Raw genomic sequence first — 13959 nt, 5'->3', positions numbered from 1 at the left:
CGCGCGGCAATCACAGAAACCACCGATACTCCCGCGCGCCGATCTCGTTGCGAAAATCCAGCTCCTCCTGCCGCTTGTTCTCGCAATACACCATCACGAACTCGCTGCCGAGCCTTTCGCGCACGGCCGGGTGATCCTGCATCGCGGCGACCGCCGACAGCATCTCCTTCGGAAAATCGATGCCGCTGCCGCGATCGTCGTTGAGCGGCGCGATCGGTTCGCTCTTGGCATCGAGCCCGTGCTCCATCCCCGACAGAATTGCTGCGAGCACAAGGTACGGGTTCGCATCGGCGCTCGCGAGCCGATGCTCGATCCGCAGGTTGCGCGCGTCCGACTCGGGAATGCGGATACACGCGTCGCGATCCTCGAAGCCCCAGCTTGCGCGACTCGCCGCGTTCACCATCGATCCGTAACGGCGGAACGCATTGTGATTCGGCGCGAACACGGGCATGCAATGCGGCAGCAGCGCGAGGCAGCCGGCCACCGCATGCCGCAGCGGCCGCTGCCCGTCCGCCGCGAGCAGGTTGTTCCCTGCATCGTCGTACAGGCTCACGTGCACGTGCATCCCGCTGCCCGGCGCATGCAGGTACGGCTTGCCCATGAAGCTCGCGCGATAGCCGTGCTGCAGCGCGACGCCGCGCGTGCTGCGGCAGAACATCGCCGACCAGTCGGCCGCGCGCAGCCCGTCATCGCAATGGCCGAAATTGATCTCGAACTGGCCGGGCCCGAGCTCGGCCGTGATCACGGTCGCATCGATCCCCTGCGCGCACGCGACGTCAACCATCTCGTGCAGCACGTCGGAGAAACGCGACAGCCGCTCGATATGCATGTTCGGCTGATCGTCGCGATCGTCGGACAGGCGGTCGCGCGGATACTTCGGCATCCCCTCGTCGAGCTGTGCGTCGAACAGGTAGAACTCGAGCTCGAACGCGACGACCGGCCGGATGCCGCGCCGCGCGAGCCGCTTCAGCACCCGCGCGAGCACCTCGCGCGGCTCGAATTCGACCGGTGAATCGGTGCCGTCGGTCGTGATCAGCATCTGGCCGAGCGGCTGCTTCTCCCAGGTCACCGGCTTCAGCGTACCGGGAATCAGCCTGCGCACGGCGTCCGGGTCGCCGTCGTTGAAACAGTAGTCGCCGATCTTGTAGAGGCCGCCCTGCGTGCCGAGCAGGATGCAGTTCTGCGGCAGCTTCAGCAGCGAACCCGCCGCGACCTTTTCGAGCGCATCGATCGGATAGCGCTTGCCGTAGAAGTGCCCGGGCAGGTCGAGGCAGATCAGGTCGACATAACGGATCTCGGGGTGCGCCTGCCGGAATGCGCGGACTTCACTGACCAGCGCGGGAACGACGTCAGCCATGTCTCATCCTTTCCATGTCTTGTATGGCGGTGCCGCGGCGCGGCGAACCGGATTCATGCGACGCACGGGGCAACGCATGCCGCATGTCGATCAGTACTGCAAACAGGCTACGTGACGAAGCGACCAGCACTCCAGCCCGCCCCGCCGACCACTCAACTCAGGTGAATACCCAGATCACGCGTGTCGGCGCGTCGGTCAGGTTCGCGTAACGGAACCGCTTGTGCGCGGGAAGCTGGAATGCATCGTTCGGACCGAGCGTGACCGGTGTGTCGTCGCCGTCGATCCAGATCGTCAGTTCTCCTTCGAGCACGAAGCCGCCCTGCTCGTCGCTGTCGTCGACCGGCCGCTCTCCGCTGCTGGCACCCGGCTCGAGATGGCTTTCGAGGATCGAGAAGCGCGAACGCATGTTCGGCGACACGAGGATGTCGGTAATGCCGGCCGCGTAATACACGGTGCGCCGCTCGTCGGGCCGCGTGACCCACGGCACGCTGCGCGGCTTGCTCAGACTGTAGAAATACGTGGTCGGCACGCCGAGCGCCTCGCCGATCGCGGTGAGATCCGCGACCGTCGGGCGCGACAGCCCGCGCTCGACCTGCGACAGAAAGCCGACCGAGCGGCCGATCCGTTCGGCGAGATCGTTCAGCGTGACCTTGCGATGCTTGCGCAGGTCGCGGATCAGGATCGCCAGACTTTCTATCTCTTCCTGTTCATTCATGATGTGATGGATTCCGATGCAATCAAACGATATCGCGCAGACGGTACCAGGCCTTGCCGATCGCTTCGAGCGGCGCGGCCAGCCGGTCGCCGCCGGGAAAGCGCGGGTTGCGGATGCGCTGGTACTGCGTGAGCAGGCGTGCGTCGCCGAGCACGGCGTCGGCCACCGCACGCGCGCCGGCGAGCGTCGGCAGCACGCCGTGCCCCGAAAAGCCCTGCAGCCAGAAGCGCTGTCCGTGGCGGCCGATGTCCGGCGTGCGGCGCATGCTGATGTCGATGTGACCGCCCCACGCGTAATCGAGCGGCACGCCGGCCAGTTGCGGAAACACGCGTTCGAGGTGCGGGCGCGTCGCCGCCGCGATATCGGCCGGGATGCCGCCGAGATACGTGCAGCCGCCGCCGAACAGCAGCCGGTTGTCGGGGCTCAGGCGGAAGTAGTCCGGCACGAACTGGTTGTCGATCACGCAACTGTTGCGCGGCAGCAGCGCACGCGCGACGTCGGGCGCGAGCGGCGCCGTTGCGACCTGGTACGTGCCGACCGGCAGCAGCCGGCACGCAAGGTCGCGGTCGAGCCGGTCGACGTATGCATTGCAGGCGAGCACCAGCACGTCCGCGCGCACTTCGCCACGCGCCGTGCGGGCGACGTAGCCGCTGGCCGTCTCGCGCCAGTCGAGCACGCGACTCTGTTCGAAGATGCGGCCGCCCGCGCACTCGATCGTCCGTGCGAGACCGAGCGCGAGCTTCAGCGGGTTCAGGTGGCCGGCCTCCGGATCGTGGAGCGCCGCGAGATAGCGCGTGCCGCCGATCCATTCGGGCATCTCGTCGCGCTCGATCATGCGCAGCCGATCATAGCCCCAGCGTTCGGCCGCCTCGTCGCGCGCGTGCGCCAGCATCGCGACGCGCCGCGGGCGCACCGCGGCCCACAGGCTGCCGGGCCGGTAGTCGATGTCGAAACCGTGCCGCGCCGGCAGTTCGCGCACCTCGGCCGCCGCCCACCGCATGCTGTCCCACAGCAGGCGCGCGCCGTCGCGGCCGAGCGCATCCTCGAGCGGCTGCATGTCGCACGACCAGCCGAGCAGCGCCTGTCCACCGTTGCGGCCCGATGCGGCCCACGCGACGCGGCTCGCCTCGAGCATGACGACGCGCTTGCCGGCCAGCGCAAGCCGCAGTGCCGTATGCAGCCCGCTGAAGCCCGCGCCGACGACCAGCACGTCGGCGTCGACGCGCTTGTCCAGCGTCGGCCGAAGCGGGATCGGCGCCGGGTAGGTGCCGGCGTAGTAGCTGGCGACGTGACGGTCGGACTGCACGAACATGCGGACTCCCGTGAAAATTACGCCGAGAAATTTCATGAAAAACTAGCATGACAATTTCACGTGGGCAAGCGGGAGGATCGACGCCCGTGTCGTCATTGAAATGAAAGGCTCACCGATTGCACATGCAGCCCCGGGTCGCCCCGCCACCGTCCGTGTCTTTTACCGTGTGCGGTCGCGGCCGATAATGAATCCATGCACGTTCTCCCTCGCGGCCGGCTTCCCGGCGCGCACTGCCAAAGCCGCGAGGGCCAACCCACCGCACATCGACACAAGGAGGCACCGCGGCATGACCACGCCATTCAGGCTGGGCGACCACGTCCGCTGGAATTCCGAAGCCGGCTACGTGACCGGCACAATCATCGCGATCCACACCGCCGACTTCGACTACAAGGGGCATCGCCATCGCGCGTCGCCCGACGATCCGCAGTACGAGATCAAGAGCGACCGGACCGACCACGTCGCCGCGCATCGCGGCCGCGTGCTCGAACGCATTGCCGGCAAGGACGACGCATGACGCTCCCGTTCTACACGATCGGCCATTCGAACCGCACGCTCGACGAATTCGTCGACCTGCTCGATGCGGTCGAGATCACGTTGCTCGCGGACATCCGCAAGATGACGCGTTCGCGCACCAACCCGCAATTCAACGAAGCGACGCTGCCCGATGCGCTCGCCGCCGCCGACATCGCGTACGAACACATCGCCAAACTCGGCGGCCTGCGCGGCAAGTCGCGCGTCGTACCCGACGACGTCAACGATTTCTGGACGAACCGCAGCTTTCACCGCTACGCGGATTACGCGCTGTCGCCGGCGTTTCACGCGGGACTCGACCAACTGATCGCCCAGGGGCACGGGCAGCGCTGCGCAATCATGTGCTCGGAAGCCGTGTGGTGGCGCTGCCACCGGCGCATCGTGTCCGACTATCTGATCGCGCGCGGCGAAACGGTGCTGCACATCATGGGCCGCAACCGCGTGGAGCCCGCGCGCCTGACCGCCGGCGCGGTGGTCCGGGACGACGGCACGATCGTCTATCCGAATGTCGACGACGATCACGACGACGCCGCACCGGCCAAAGGTGCCCAACCGGACGCGTGACGTCACGCACCCGTGTGCGCACCGGCTTCCGGCGACCGCGATCCTGCATTACCATCGTGCGGCCACCCCGCCCGCGCTCGTCCGGCAAGCGGGCCCCGCCACCTCTTCCGTTGCGCACCGATGCTCGCTCTCATCATCGTCGCCGGCCTCTGGGCCGGCCTGCAGAACGCCCTCGCCGGCGGCGGTTCGTTCGTCACGCTGCCCGCACTGATCGTGTCGGGGATGTCCCCGCTCGCGGCCAACATCACGTCGACGGTCGCCCTGTTCCCCGGCCAGGTCACGACGGGCTGGGCAAGTCGCAACATGGTGAGCGGCGTGGGCAGGCTGCCGTTTCGCGCCCTGTTCGCGATCAGCGTGGCCGGCGGCGCGCTCGGCGGCCTGCTGCTGCTGAAAACGCCGTCGTCGATCTTCTCGCATCTGGTGCCGTGGCTCGTGCTGTTCGCGACGATCGTGTTCGCGTGGGGCAGTTTCTTCCGCAAGCCGGGTGCCGGCGCGCAACATCTCGGCCCGGTCGCGGCCGGGGTCTCGCAGTTCCTGATCGCGATCTACGGCGGCTACTTCGGCGGCGGCATCGGGTTCCTGATGATGGCCGCGCTGACGATGGCCGGCCTGCCGCCGCGTCACGCGATGTCGACCAAGAACGCGCTCGCGGGCGTGATGAACGCGTCGGCAGTCGTGCTGTTCGTCACCTCGCCGCACCTGCACTGGCGTGAGGCGATCGCGCTCGGCGGCGGCGCAATCGTCGGCGGCCTGCTCGGCGCGTGGGCGCTGCATCGCGTGAACGAACGCGTGCTGCGCATCGCGATCGTCTGCATCGGCGCGCTGCTGACCATCGGGTTGTTCGTCAAACCGATCTGAACCCACGCTCATCCTGCCGCGACCGCGGCAATTGATGAGCAAACCGCAAGACGTCTTTCGCATATCTCGTTTGCCGTCGCGGCCACGTCCGACCACAATCCGGGTTGTCGCGATCGGTGCCCTCTCGCGGGCACCGATCGGCACATCGCGGCCGCCATCCCGACTCACCGCCGGCGGCCCGCACATCGCGTCACACACGCTCCCTCGACATCGGCGCGCCCGCGGCGGCGGAACGCCTGCCGTCGTGCCGCCCGATACGTTCCCGGCCAACAATAACTAGAGGTAGGAGATGCAGGACAACACGTTGAGGCAGAGCCTCAAGCAACGGCACATCACGATGATCGCGCTCGGCGGCGTGATCGGCGCGGGCCTGTTCGTCGGCTCCGGCGCGATCATCGCAACGGCCGGCCCCGCGGCAATCCTGTCGTACCTGATCGGCGGCGTGATCGTCACGCTGGTCATGTTCATGCTCGGCGAAATGGCGTCCCGCAATCCCGACAGCGGCTCGTTCTCCACGTATGCGAGCAGCTACCTCGGCGAATGGGCCGGCTTCGCGGTCGGCTGGCTGTACTGGTTCAAGTCGATGATGACGATCACCGTCGAAGCGATCCTGCTCGGTGCGATCCTCCACGATTTCCTGCCGTGGCTGCCGGTCTGGGGCGGCGCGCTGTTCATGCTGGTCACGCTGATCGCGAGCAACGCGTACTCGGTGCGCTCGTTCGGCGAAGCCGAATACTGGCTGTCGTTCGCGAAGGTCGCGACGATCATCGTGTTCATGGCGCTCGGCGCGTCGATCCTGCTCGGCTTCCAGCCGCGCATTCCCGCACCGGGGCTCGTGAACCTGACCGATCACGGCGGCTTCATGCCGAACGGCGTCTCGCCCGTGCTCGCCGGCGTGATGGTCGTGATCTTCTCGCTCGGCGGCAGCGAGATCGCGGCGGTGGCCGCGGGCGAATCGGAAAACCCGAGCAGGAACGTGATCCGCGCGATCAAGAGCGTGATCGTGCGCGTGATGGTGTTCTACGTCGGCTCGGTGTCGATCCTGATCCTGTGCATGCCGTGGACCGACAAGGTCAACCTGAAATCGCCGTACGTGTCGCTGTTCGGCATGGCGGGCTTCACGGGCGCCGCCGTCGCGATGAAGATCGTGCTGTTCGTGTCGTTCATGTCGGTGATGAACTCGTTCCTGTTCTCGAACTCGCGCATGCTGTTCTCGCTGAGCCAGCGCGGCCACGCGCCGGCGATGTTCGGCCGCACCAACGCGAAGGGCGTGCCGATGAACGCGCTCGTGCTGTGCCTCGCCATCTGCGTGTCGATCCTGGGCATTCACTTCGTGAGCGGCGGCGATCTGTTCCTGATGCTCGCGAAGAGCAGCGGCGCGTTCGTGATGATCGTGTGGATCTTCATCATCGTCGCGCACTTCGCGATGCGTCGGCAGACGAAGCACGAGCAACGCGACCCGACGGCGTTCCGCGCGTGGTTCTATCCGGTGTCGAACTGGGTCGCGCTGCTGGCGCTGGTGGCCGTGCTGGGGTCGCAGGCGTTCAACCCGGATTCGCGCTTCCAGTTCTGGTTCACGGTCCTGACGGCGCTCGCGATCGTCGCGGCGTACTTCCTGCGGCGCAGGCAACCGTCGTTCGGGCAGGCCGCCGGCGCGAAGGGTCGTTGACCGGCGGCAGGCCGACCGGCGTGCGCGTTCCGTTCAGCCGAACGGCCGCACGCCGATCAGCGGGCCGTGCAGGAACCGCGCGAACACGGCCCACGCGACGAGTCCAGCCACGACAGTCGCGACGTCGCCGGCCAGCCCGCCGGCCGGATAGCGGACACCGTCGCGGCGATCCCTCGCACGCGACACGACGAAATCGACGATCGACCACACGAAGAACGCGCCGAACAGCACGACCGCGTGCACGGTGCCGTTCACGAGCAGGTGCGCGACCGCCCAGACCATCGTGCCGGCCAGCATGGGATGCCCGACGAGCGTCTTGATCCGGTTGCGCGGCACGTACGACGCGGCGATCAGCACGAACGCGACCGCGGTCAGCATGCCCGTCAGGTGGCGCACGCCGACCGGCGACACCCACAGCAGCGTCGCGCCCGCGCGGGCGATCCCGTACCCCCAGATGATCAGCACGAAGCCGACGATCGACGCGATCGCATAACCGCCCTTCCAGCCCTTCTCGCCGATCCGCTCGATCGTCGCGGACCGCCAGCCGTCGGCGACGATCCGGATCGAGTGCACACCGAGGAAGATCGCTAAACCGAGAATCAGGACGAGCATCGGCTGTCTCCGTCTGGAATGATGAGTGGGGAAGCGTGCCGCGCGGCGTACGGTGCGCCGTTCGCGGGGCCGGCGACGAGGCCGGCGCGGGTCGCGCGAGGCACGGGCGCAACCCGCGCCGATCATAAACGCCGGCGGCGCGGTTGTGAAGCATGCAGGACGTGCGGGGCGTCAAGCTCGATGCGTTCGGGCGCCGGATCACGCGGGCAAGTCCCCCGCACGGTGTGCTGGTCTGCCGCGACAGGTCAGTCTGAAAGTAAGGAAAGCGAAATCGCGAGGTCGTCGCGCCGCGCGGTCAGCACTACGTCTGCTTACGCTTCGCCACGCGTTTCGGTGCCGGTGCGGGCGATGATTTCGATGCCGGTTTCGATTTCTGCGCCGACGCCGGTTTCGATGTGGATTTCGCCGCCTGCTTCGTTTTCTGGGCCGACGCGGGTTTCGTTGCCGGTTTTGTTGCAGGCTTCGTTGCCGGTTTCGATGGGGGTTTCGTTGCCGGTTTCGTTGCCGGGTTCGACGCCGATTTCGACGCCGGTTTCGGCGCAGCCTTCACTGCAGTTTTCGGCGCGGCTTTCGGCCCCGCCCCGGATACCGTCTTCGACGCCGCCCTCGCCTTGCGCTTCGGCGGCCCGGCCAGCAGCGCCGCGCGATACGCGCTGCGGCACCAGTCGAACAGCGCACCCGCGTCCTCGAGCACGTCGGCCGGCGTTTCGTAATAGCCCTCGAGCGAGACGGTACGCGTGGGCCGCGCATACGAGAACGGCCCCATCCCCGCCGCGACGAACGCCGGGCGATTCACGTCATCCACCCGCAGGAATAGCGACCCGCGCGACATGAAGCCGAACATCACGCCGTCGAGCCGCAACGCCGCGCCGCTGAAGAACCGTACGACGGCGACCGTACCGAGCGGCGCAAGCTGATACGCGATTTCCTCGCCGTGCGCCTTCTCCGCCTGCCAGCTCATGCGGGTGCCTCGCAGCGCCGCGTCCACGCATCGAGTTCGGCCGCATCGAAACCGACGGCCGCCGCGCTCTCGCGAATCTGCCGCCACGTCGCACGGTCGACCGGAATACCGGCCGTGCCGCGTGCGGCGCGGCTCGCCTCTTCCGGCTCGCCGGGCACTTGCACCGGCGTATCGCCGGCCTGCGGCGACGCCTTCGCCCACGCGACGAACGCATCGGCTTCGCGTTCGGCGTCGGCCGCGTCGAACGCGTTCGGATCGATCAGCACCGACAGCATCCCGTTGACGATCGCGCTCGTCTTCTGCAGCGTATCGCCGTACGTCGTATGCCCGCCCACCAGCGCGCCGCCGAAGATCTCGCACATCGCCGCGAGCGCATACCCCTTGTGCAGCCCGAACGGCAGCAACGCGCCGAACGGCTGCTCGTGCATCACGGCCGGATCGTCGGTCGGCTCGCCGCGATGGTCGATCAGCGACCCGGCCGGCACGCGCTTGCCCTGGTTGTACGCGACCCGCGTCTTGCCGTACGCGATCGCGCTCGTCGCGAAATCGAGCAGCAGCGGCGGCTTGCCCGCGCGCGGATACGCGGCGCAGAACGGATTCGTGCCGAAACGCGGATCGGCGCCGTGCAGCGGCGCGACCAGCAGGTCGCCCGGCACGTTGACGAAATGGAACGACACGAGCCCCGCGCGCGCGCACTGCTCGGCCCAGTGCCCGATGCGGCCGAGGTGATGGACGTCGCGCAGCCCGATCGCGCAGATCCCCATGCGCCGCGCGCGCTCGACGCCTTCGACCATCGCCTCGAACGCGATCACCTGGCCGAAGCCGCGGCCGCCGTCGATCGTCAGCACCGCGCCGCCGTCGCGCACGATCGACGCGTGCCCGTTCAGCTGCAACTGCCCTTCCCGCCACGACGCGACGTAATTCGGGATCATCCCGATCCCGTGCGAATCGTGGCCCGCGAGATTCGCACCGACCAGGTGATCGGCGACGAGCGTCGCTTCGCGCGGGTTACTGCCGGCCCGTTCCCAGAGTGCCGCGACGAACGCATGCAGCGGTTCGGCGCGCATGCACAGCGGTGCGGTATCGGGCGTCGGCAGTGCGGTCATCGGCAACACTCCATCCAGTCGGTTCGGGTCGGGCAATCGGTACGTCCGATGCTGCGACGATCAGCGCGCGGTCGCGATCACGTCGGCCACCGCCGCCGTGAGCTTCTTCGCGTACGGCACGTGCAGGAACTCGTTCGGGCCGTGCGCGTTCGACTTCGGCCCGAGCACGCCGCACACCATGAATTGCGCGGCGGGAAAGCCTTCCTGAAGCACGTTCATCAGCGGGATCGTGCCGCCGAGGCCCATGTACGCGCAATCGGCGCCGAAGTGGCGGCGCGATGCGGCGTCGAGCGACGACGCGAGCCACGGCGCGAGATCCGGCGCGCTCCAGCCCGTCGCGGCGCCGGCGTCCGGCTTGAACGTGACCTTCGCGTTGTACGGCGGATCGAGTTCGAGCAATTCCTTCAGCTGCTGCACGGCCTGCGCGGCATCGACGAGCGGCGGCAGCCGCAGCGACAGCTTGAACGCCGTGCGCGGACGCAGCACGTTGCCCGCATCGGCGAGCGCCGGCATGCCGGCCGCGCCGGTGACCGACAACGACGGACGCCACGTCGAATTCAGCAGCGCCTCGCGCGGGTCGGTCGTGGTCGGCAGCACGGGCTTGCCGTCCTGGCCGCACGCCCAGGGCAGCCCCTTCCATACCGTGTCGCCGAGGATCGCGGCGGCCGCCTCGGCTTCGCGCACGCGGCTCGACGGAATCTCGCAATGGAACGCGCCCGGCAGCAGGTTGCCGTTCTTCGCGTCCTCGAGGCGCTCGAACAACTGGCGCATCACGCGGAAGCTCGACGGCGCGATGCCGCCGTACACGCCCGAATGGATGCCTTCTTCCAGCACCTCGACCTGCAGATCGCCGGACACGAGGCCGCGCAGCGACGTGGTGAGCCACATCTGGTCATAGTTGCCGGCGCCCGAATCGAGGCACACGACGAGCGAGACCTGCCCGAGCCGGTCGCGCAACGCGTCGACGTACGGCAGCAGGTCGTAGCTGCCCGACTCCTCGCAGGTCTCGATCAGGCCGACGCAGCGCGGCCGCTCGATGCCCTGCTCGTCGAGCGCGCCGAGCGCCGCGAGGCTCGCGTAGATCGCATAGCCATCGTCCGCGCCGCCGCGGCCGTACAGCTTGCCGTTCTCGAACTTCGGCGTCCACGGGCCGAGGTCCGCGCGCCAGCCGTCGAATTCGGGCTGCTTGTCGAGGTGGCCGTACAGCAGGATCGTATCGGTGCTGCCCGAGCGCGTGGCCGGCGTCTCGAAGAAGATCACCGGCGTACGGCCCGGCAGGCGCACGATTTCGAGCTTCAGGCCCTTCACGGGTTGCCGCTCGGCCCACTGCGCGGCGTCGGTGACGACGCGTTCGAGATAGCCGCGCTTCGCCCAGTCGGGGTCGAATGCGGGGCTCTTCGCGGGGATGGCGATGTAGTCGGTCAGCGCGTGGAGGATTTCATCGTTCCACTTGCGCTCGATGAAGGTAACGAGCTTGTCATGGTCGAGGACGGGGGTAGTGTCGACGGAAGTCATGGTGGGGTGCCTGGATCGGGCTGACGAAAACCCAGATCATACGCCGATGCTCCCTCGCCAGCGCCCCCTCCTGGCCGTTCAGCCAGCGTTCGGAAACGCGTCGCGCAGCCCGGCCGCGCAGGCGAGCGCGTCGCGCCACAGGCGTCGCGTGAGCTCACCCGCATCCTCTTCGCGCGCAAGCGCCGCGGCCTCGCCCGACCACAGCAGCGAGAAATCGTCGCGGCCCTGCCGCTCGAACGCGCCGCGCAGCGGATCGACCGCAGCCGTCGCGAGCGGAAACGCGGGCGCGAGCGCACTCATCGGCCCCTGTTCGCGCATGAAGCGCGTCAACAGCCCGCGTGCGGGACGGCCCGTATACAGGTTGGTGATGCGCGTACCGTCGTCGCGGGCGGCGCGCACGGCCGCACGATGCTGGGCCGAACGACCGGCCTGCGGCGTCAGCAGATAGCCGGTGCCGATCTGCACCGCGCGGGCGCCGAGCGCGAACGCGGCCGCAATGCCGCGCCCGTCGGCGATCGCACCGGCCGCGATCACCGGCGCGCGTACGGCATCGACGATCTGCGGCAGCAACGCGAACAGGCCCGGCTGCGCGTGGATATCGTCGGTCAGGAACATCCCGCGATGGCCGCCGGCCTCCGCTCCCTGCGCGACGATCGCGTCGACGCCGCGCGCATCGAGCCAGCGCGCCTCCTCGACGGTCGTCGCGGACGACACCACCTGCGCGCCCGTGCGACGCACGCGGTCAAGCAGCGTGTCGTCCGGCAGTCCGAAATGGAAACTCACGACGGCCGGCCGCAGTTCCTCTACGACCGCGCACGTCGCATCGTCGAACGGCGCGCGGCCGGGGCCGCCTTTCACGTCGGCCGGGTCGAGCCCGGCTTCCGCGTAGTAGCCGGCGAGCGCGGCGCGCCAGCGCGCATCGACCTCGGCATCGGGCGCGGGCGGCGCGTGGCAGAAGAAATTCACGTTGAACGGCGCGGCCGTGCGCGCACGGATCGCCGCGATCTCGTCGCGCAACTGCTGCGGGCCGAGCGCCGCGCACGCGAGCGAACCGAGCCCGCCGGCTTCGCACACGGCAATCGCGAGCGGGCTCAGCGAGCCGACCATCGGGGCCTGGATCAACGGCAAACGGGAAGGCAGCATCGTCATCGGAATCCCTTTTAGTATGAGTGGCCCTCGCCACATGGGTGGTGTTTTTCATCGTCGCGCACGAGCGGCCGCACCGAGCGCGCCCGCTACGTGCCGCCGCGATCCATCCCGCGCCGGTACGCGGCCGGGCTCGTCGCCGCGACGCGCCGGAAATGCCGGCGCAGCGATTCCTCGGAACCGAACCCCGCGCGCGCCGCGACCTGCGCAAGCGGCAACGCGGGCTGCGCTTCGAGCATGTCCTTCGCGACGTTCACGCGTTCGCGGATCAGCCACGCGAGCGGCGACATTCCCGTTGCATCCGCGAACTGCCGCTGCAGCGTGCGCGTGCTCATCGCGGCCTGCGCGGCGAGCGAGGCCAGCGTGTGCGGCTCGGCCGCATGCGCGCGCATCCAGTCGATCAGCTTCGCGAGCCGGTCGGTGCCGCCCGGTGCGACCGGACGCGGCACGAACTGCGCCTGTCCGCCGTCGCGATGCGGCGGCAGCACGAGGCGCTGCGCGACGCGGTTGGCGATCGCGCCGCCATGATCGCGGCGCACCAGATGCAGCAGCATGTCGAGCCCCGCCGCCGAGCCGGCCGACGTGACGATCTGCCCTTCGTCCACGTACAGCGCATCGGGATTCACGCGCAGCGCCGGATAACGCGCCTGCAGGCGTTCCGCATACCGCCAGTGCGTCGTCACGGTGAGGCCGTCGAGCACGCCGGCCGCCGCCAGCACGAACACGCCCGAACAGATCGAGCAGAGCCGCGCACCGCGCCGATGCGCGGCCCGCAGCTTCTTCAGCAACGGCTCGGGCGGCAGTTCGTCCGGATCGCGCCAGCCGGGAATCACGATGGTGTCCGCGCGATCGAGCGTCGCGAGCCGGTAAGGCGCGGCAACGGTAATGCCGCCCGCCGCGCGCACGGGCCCCGGCTCGCTCGCGCAGACCGCGAAGCGATACCAGTCGACGCCGAGTTCAGGGCGCTCGAGTGCGAACACTTCGACCACGCAGCCGAATTCGAACGTGCAGAGGCGATCGTAGGCGAGCGCGACGACGAGATGATTGTGCATGGCGCGATGTTACCGGAACTTGTCGATCGCGCCACTGCCGCGAAACGGGCCGAACCGCGATACTGCCCTTCATTGCGGCGCGTTCCGTGCCCGCTCAACCAGGAGAGCCCGACCATGTCCCATGTCACCGACGTCCCCGCCGCCGACAGCCCCGCCGCCCTCGCGCATTTTGAGGCCTCGCTGCGCTTCGAGACCGATTGCTGGGACGTGCACGACGCCTTCGCGTCCGGTGCGCCCGATTTCGTGCTGCTCGACGTGCGCGGGCCGGGCCTGTTCGCCGCCGGCCACGTGCCCGGCGCGCGCAACCTGCCGCACCGCAAGATCATCGAAAGCAAGCTCGCCGGTTACGCGGCCGACACGTTGTTCGTCGTCTACTGCGCGGGGCCGCACTGCAACGGCGCCGCGCGCGCGGCGATCCGGCTCGCGCGCCTCGGCCGACCGGTCAAGCTGATGATCGGCGGCGTGACGGGCTGGCTCGACGAAGGTTTCGCGCTGAGCAACGACGTGCAGCCGGCGGACGCCGAAGCCGCCTGATCGTCACCAAAAGCGCAACAATCAATT

Annotated in this window: 14 protein-coding genes and 1 pseudogene; 5 read left to right on the top strand and 10 right to left on the bottom strand. The window is 68.6% G+C overall.

The window, feature by feature from the left end; all coding sequences use genetic code 11:
* Positions 1 to 10: 10 nt before the first annotated feature.
* The 3 genes from BLS50_RS28755 to BLS50_RS28745 form a co-directional block, all read right to left on the bottom strand.
* Positions 11 to 1357, bottom strand: coding sequence for a glutamine synthetase family protein (locus tag BLS50_RS28755; RefSeq protein ID WP_074806046.1), 1347 nt, complete (start codon positions 1355 to 1357; stop codon positions 11 to 13).
* Positions 1358 to 1514: 157 nt separating this feature from the next.
* Positions 1515 to 2072, bottom strand: coding sequence for a helix-turn-helix domain-containing protein (locus tag BLS50_RS28750; protein ID WP_074806043.1), 558 nt, complete (start codon positions 2070 to 2072; stop codon positions 1515 to 1517).
* A 22-nt stretch (positions 2073 to 2094) separates the two neighbouring features.
* The gene (locus BLS50_RS28745; protein ID WP_074806040.1) at positions 2095 to 3384 is read right to left on the bottom strand and encodes an NAD(P)/FAD-dependent oxidoreductase; all 1290 of its coding nucleotides are present in this window, start codon (positions 3382 to 3384) and stop codon (positions 2095 to 2097) included.
* 286 nt (positions 3385 to 3670) lie between these two features.
* Between BLS50_RS28745 and BLS50_RS28740 the strand changes: the two genes are divergently transcribed.
* The 4 genes from BLS50_RS28740 to BLS50_RS28720 all read left to right on the top strand — a co-directional run bounded on the left by BLS50_RS28740 (position 3671) and on the right by BLS50_RS28720 (position 7006).
* The gene (locus BLS50_RS28740; RefSeq protein WP_012339655.1) at positions 3671 to 3898 is read left to right on the top strand and encodes a hypervirulence associated TUDOR domain-containing protein; all 228 of its coding nucleotides are present in this window, start codon (positions 3671 to 3673) and stop codon (positions 3896 to 3898) included.
* A complete protein-coding gene (locus BLS50_RS28735) occupies positions 3895 to 4479 on the top strand; it encodes a DUF488 domain-containing protein (protein WP_074806038.1) in 585 nt (194 codons plus the stop codon). Before BLS50_RS28740 ends, BLS50_RS28735 begins: the two co-directional genes overlap by 4 nt.
* Positions 4480 to 4599: 120 nt before the next feature.
* Positions 4600 to 5337, top strand: coding sequence for a sulfite exporter TauE/SafE family protein (locus BLS50_RS28730; RefSeq protein ID WP_027812739.1), 738 nt, complete (start codon positions 4600 to 4602; stop codon positions 5335 to 5337).
* A gap of 289 nt (positions 5338 to 5626) precedes the next feature.
* Positions 5627 to 7006 carry an amino acid permease gene (locus BLS50_RS28720; protein ID WP_074806035.1) on the top strand — a complete coding sequence of 460 codons (1380 nt, stop codon included), beginning with the start codon at positions 5627 to 5629 and terminating at the stop codon, positions 7004 to 7006.
* Positions 7007 to 7039: 33 nt separating this feature from the next.
* On the opposite strand, the gene BLS50_RS28715 is transcribed toward BLS50_RS28720, so the two are convergent.
* From BLS50_RS28715 to ftrA, 7 genes and pseudogenes are all read right to left on the bottom strand, one after another.
* Entirely contained in the window at positions 7040 to 7618 is a 579-nt protein-coding gene (locus tag BLS50_RS28715; RefSeq protein WP_011547246.1) for an NnrU family protein, read from the bottom strand.
* A 311-nt stretch (positions 7619 to 7929) separates the two neighbouring features.
* Entirely contained in the window at positions 7930 to 8280 is a 351-nt protein-coding gene (locus tag BLS50_RS36440) for a hypothetical protein (protein WP_256334234.1), read from the bottom strand.
* A 35-nt stretch (positions 8281 to 8315) separates the two neighbouring features.
* Positions 8316 to 8579, bottom strand: a pseudogene (locus BLS50_RS36435) (TfoX/Sxy family protein); the annotation flags it as partial.
* The gene (locus BLS50_RS28705; protein WP_074806032.1) at positions 8576 to 9685 is read right to left on the bottom strand and encodes a malate/lactate/ureidoglycolate dehydrogenase; all 1110 of its coding nucleotides are present in this window, start codon (positions 9683 to 9685) and stop codon (positions 8576 to 8578) included. The pseudogene BLS50_RS36435 and the gene BLS50_RS28705, both read right to left, overlap by 4 nt.
* Before the next feature lie 60 nt (positions 9686 to 9745).
* Positions 9746 to 11200: a M20 family metallopeptidase gene (locus BLS50_RS28700; RefSeq protein WP_027812735.1), complete on the bottom strand. Its 1455-nt coding sequence runs from the start codon at positions 11198 to 11200 to the stop codon at positions 9746 to 9748.
* Between the two features lie 78 nt (positions 11201 to 11278).
* Positions 11279 to 12349 carry an NAD(P)H-dependent flavin oxidoreductase gene (locus BLS50_RS28695; RefSeq protein WP_074806029.1) on the bottom strand — a complete coding sequence of 357 codons (1071 nt, stop codon included), beginning with the start codon at positions 12347 to 12349 and terminating at the stop codon, positions 11279 to 11281.
* Positions 12350 to 12435: 86 nt separating this feature from the next.
* The gene (gene ftrA, locus BLS50_RS28690; RefSeq protein WP_027812733.1) at positions 12436 to 13398 is read right to left on the bottom strand and encodes a transcriptional regulator FtrA; all 963 of its coding nucleotides are present in this window, start codon (positions 13396 to 13398) and stop codon (positions 12436 to 12438) included.
* Positions 13399 to 13512: 114 nt separating this feature from the next.
* Here ftrA and BLS50_RS28685 point away from each other — a divergent pair, with 114 nt between their 5' ends.
* On the top strand, positions 13513 to 13932 hold the full coding sequence (locus BLS50_RS28685; RefSeq protein ID WP_074806026.1) for a rhodanese-like domain-containing protein: 420 nt from the start codon (positions 13513 to 13515) through the stop codon (positions 13930 to 13932).
* Positions 13933 to 13959: the final 27 nt, after the last annotated feature.

Origin of the sequence: Burkholderia orbicola, from assembly GCF_900100915.1 — a bacterium.
Taxonomy (GTDB): Bacteria; Pseudomonadota; Gammaproteobacteria; order Burkholderiales; family Burkholderiaceae; genus Burkholderia; species Burkholderia orbicola.
This window is presented reverse-complemented; position numbering and strand designations above follow the sequence as displayed.

Coding starts and splice junctions, on each gene's coding strand:
- BLS50_RS28700 (WP_027812735.1), bottom strand. CDS start 11,200: ATGACTTCCGTCGACACTACCCCCGTCCTCGACCATGACAAGCTCGTT.
- BLS50_RS28755 (WP_074806046.1), bottom strand. CDS start 1,357: ATGGCTGACGTCGTTCCCGCGCTGGTCAGTGAAGTCCGCGCATTCCGG.
- BLS50_RS28730 (WP_027812739.1), top strand. CDS start 4,600: ATGCTCGCTCTCATCATCGTCGCCGGCCTCTGGGCCGGCCTGCAGAAC.
- BLS50_RS28740 (WP_012339655.1), top strand. CDS start 3,671: ATGACCACGCCATTCAGGCTGGGCGACCACGTCCGCTGGAATTCCGAA.
- BLS50_RS28705 (WP_074806032.1), bottom strand. CDS start 9,685: ATGACCGCACTGCCGACGCCCGATACCGCACCGCTGTGCATGCGCGCC.
- BLS50_RS28685 (WP_074806026.1), top strand. CDS start 13,513: ATGTCCCATGTCACCGACGTCCCCGCCGCCGACAGCCCCGCCGCCCTC.
- BLS50_RS28695 (WP_074806029.1), bottom strand. CDS start 12,349: ATGACGATGCTGCCTTCCCGTTTGCCGTTGATCCAGGCCCCGATGGTC.
- ftrA (WP_027812733.1), bottom strand. CDS start 13,398: ATGCACAATCATCTCGTCGTCGCGCTCGCCTACGATCGCCTCTGCACG.
- BLS50_RS28720 (WP_074806035.1), top strand. CDS start 5,627: ATGCAGGACAACACGTTGAGGCAGAGCCTCAAGCAACGGCACATCACG.
- BLS50_RS28745 (WP_074806040.1), bottom strand. CDS start 3,384: ATGTTCGTGCAGTCCGACCGTCACGTCGCCAGCTACTACGCCGGCACC.
- BLS50_RS28735 (WP_074806038.1), top strand. CDS start 3,895: ATGACGCTCCCGTTCTACACGATCGGCCATTCGAACCGCACGCTCGAC.
- BLS50_RS28750 (WP_074806043.1), bottom strand. CDS start 2,072: ATGAATGAACAGGAAGAGATAGAAAGTCTGGCGATCCTGATCCGCGAC.
- BLS50_RS28715 (WP_011547246.1), bottom strand. CDS start 7,618: ATGCTCGTCCTGATTCTCGGTTTAGCGATCTTCCTCGGTGTGCACTCG.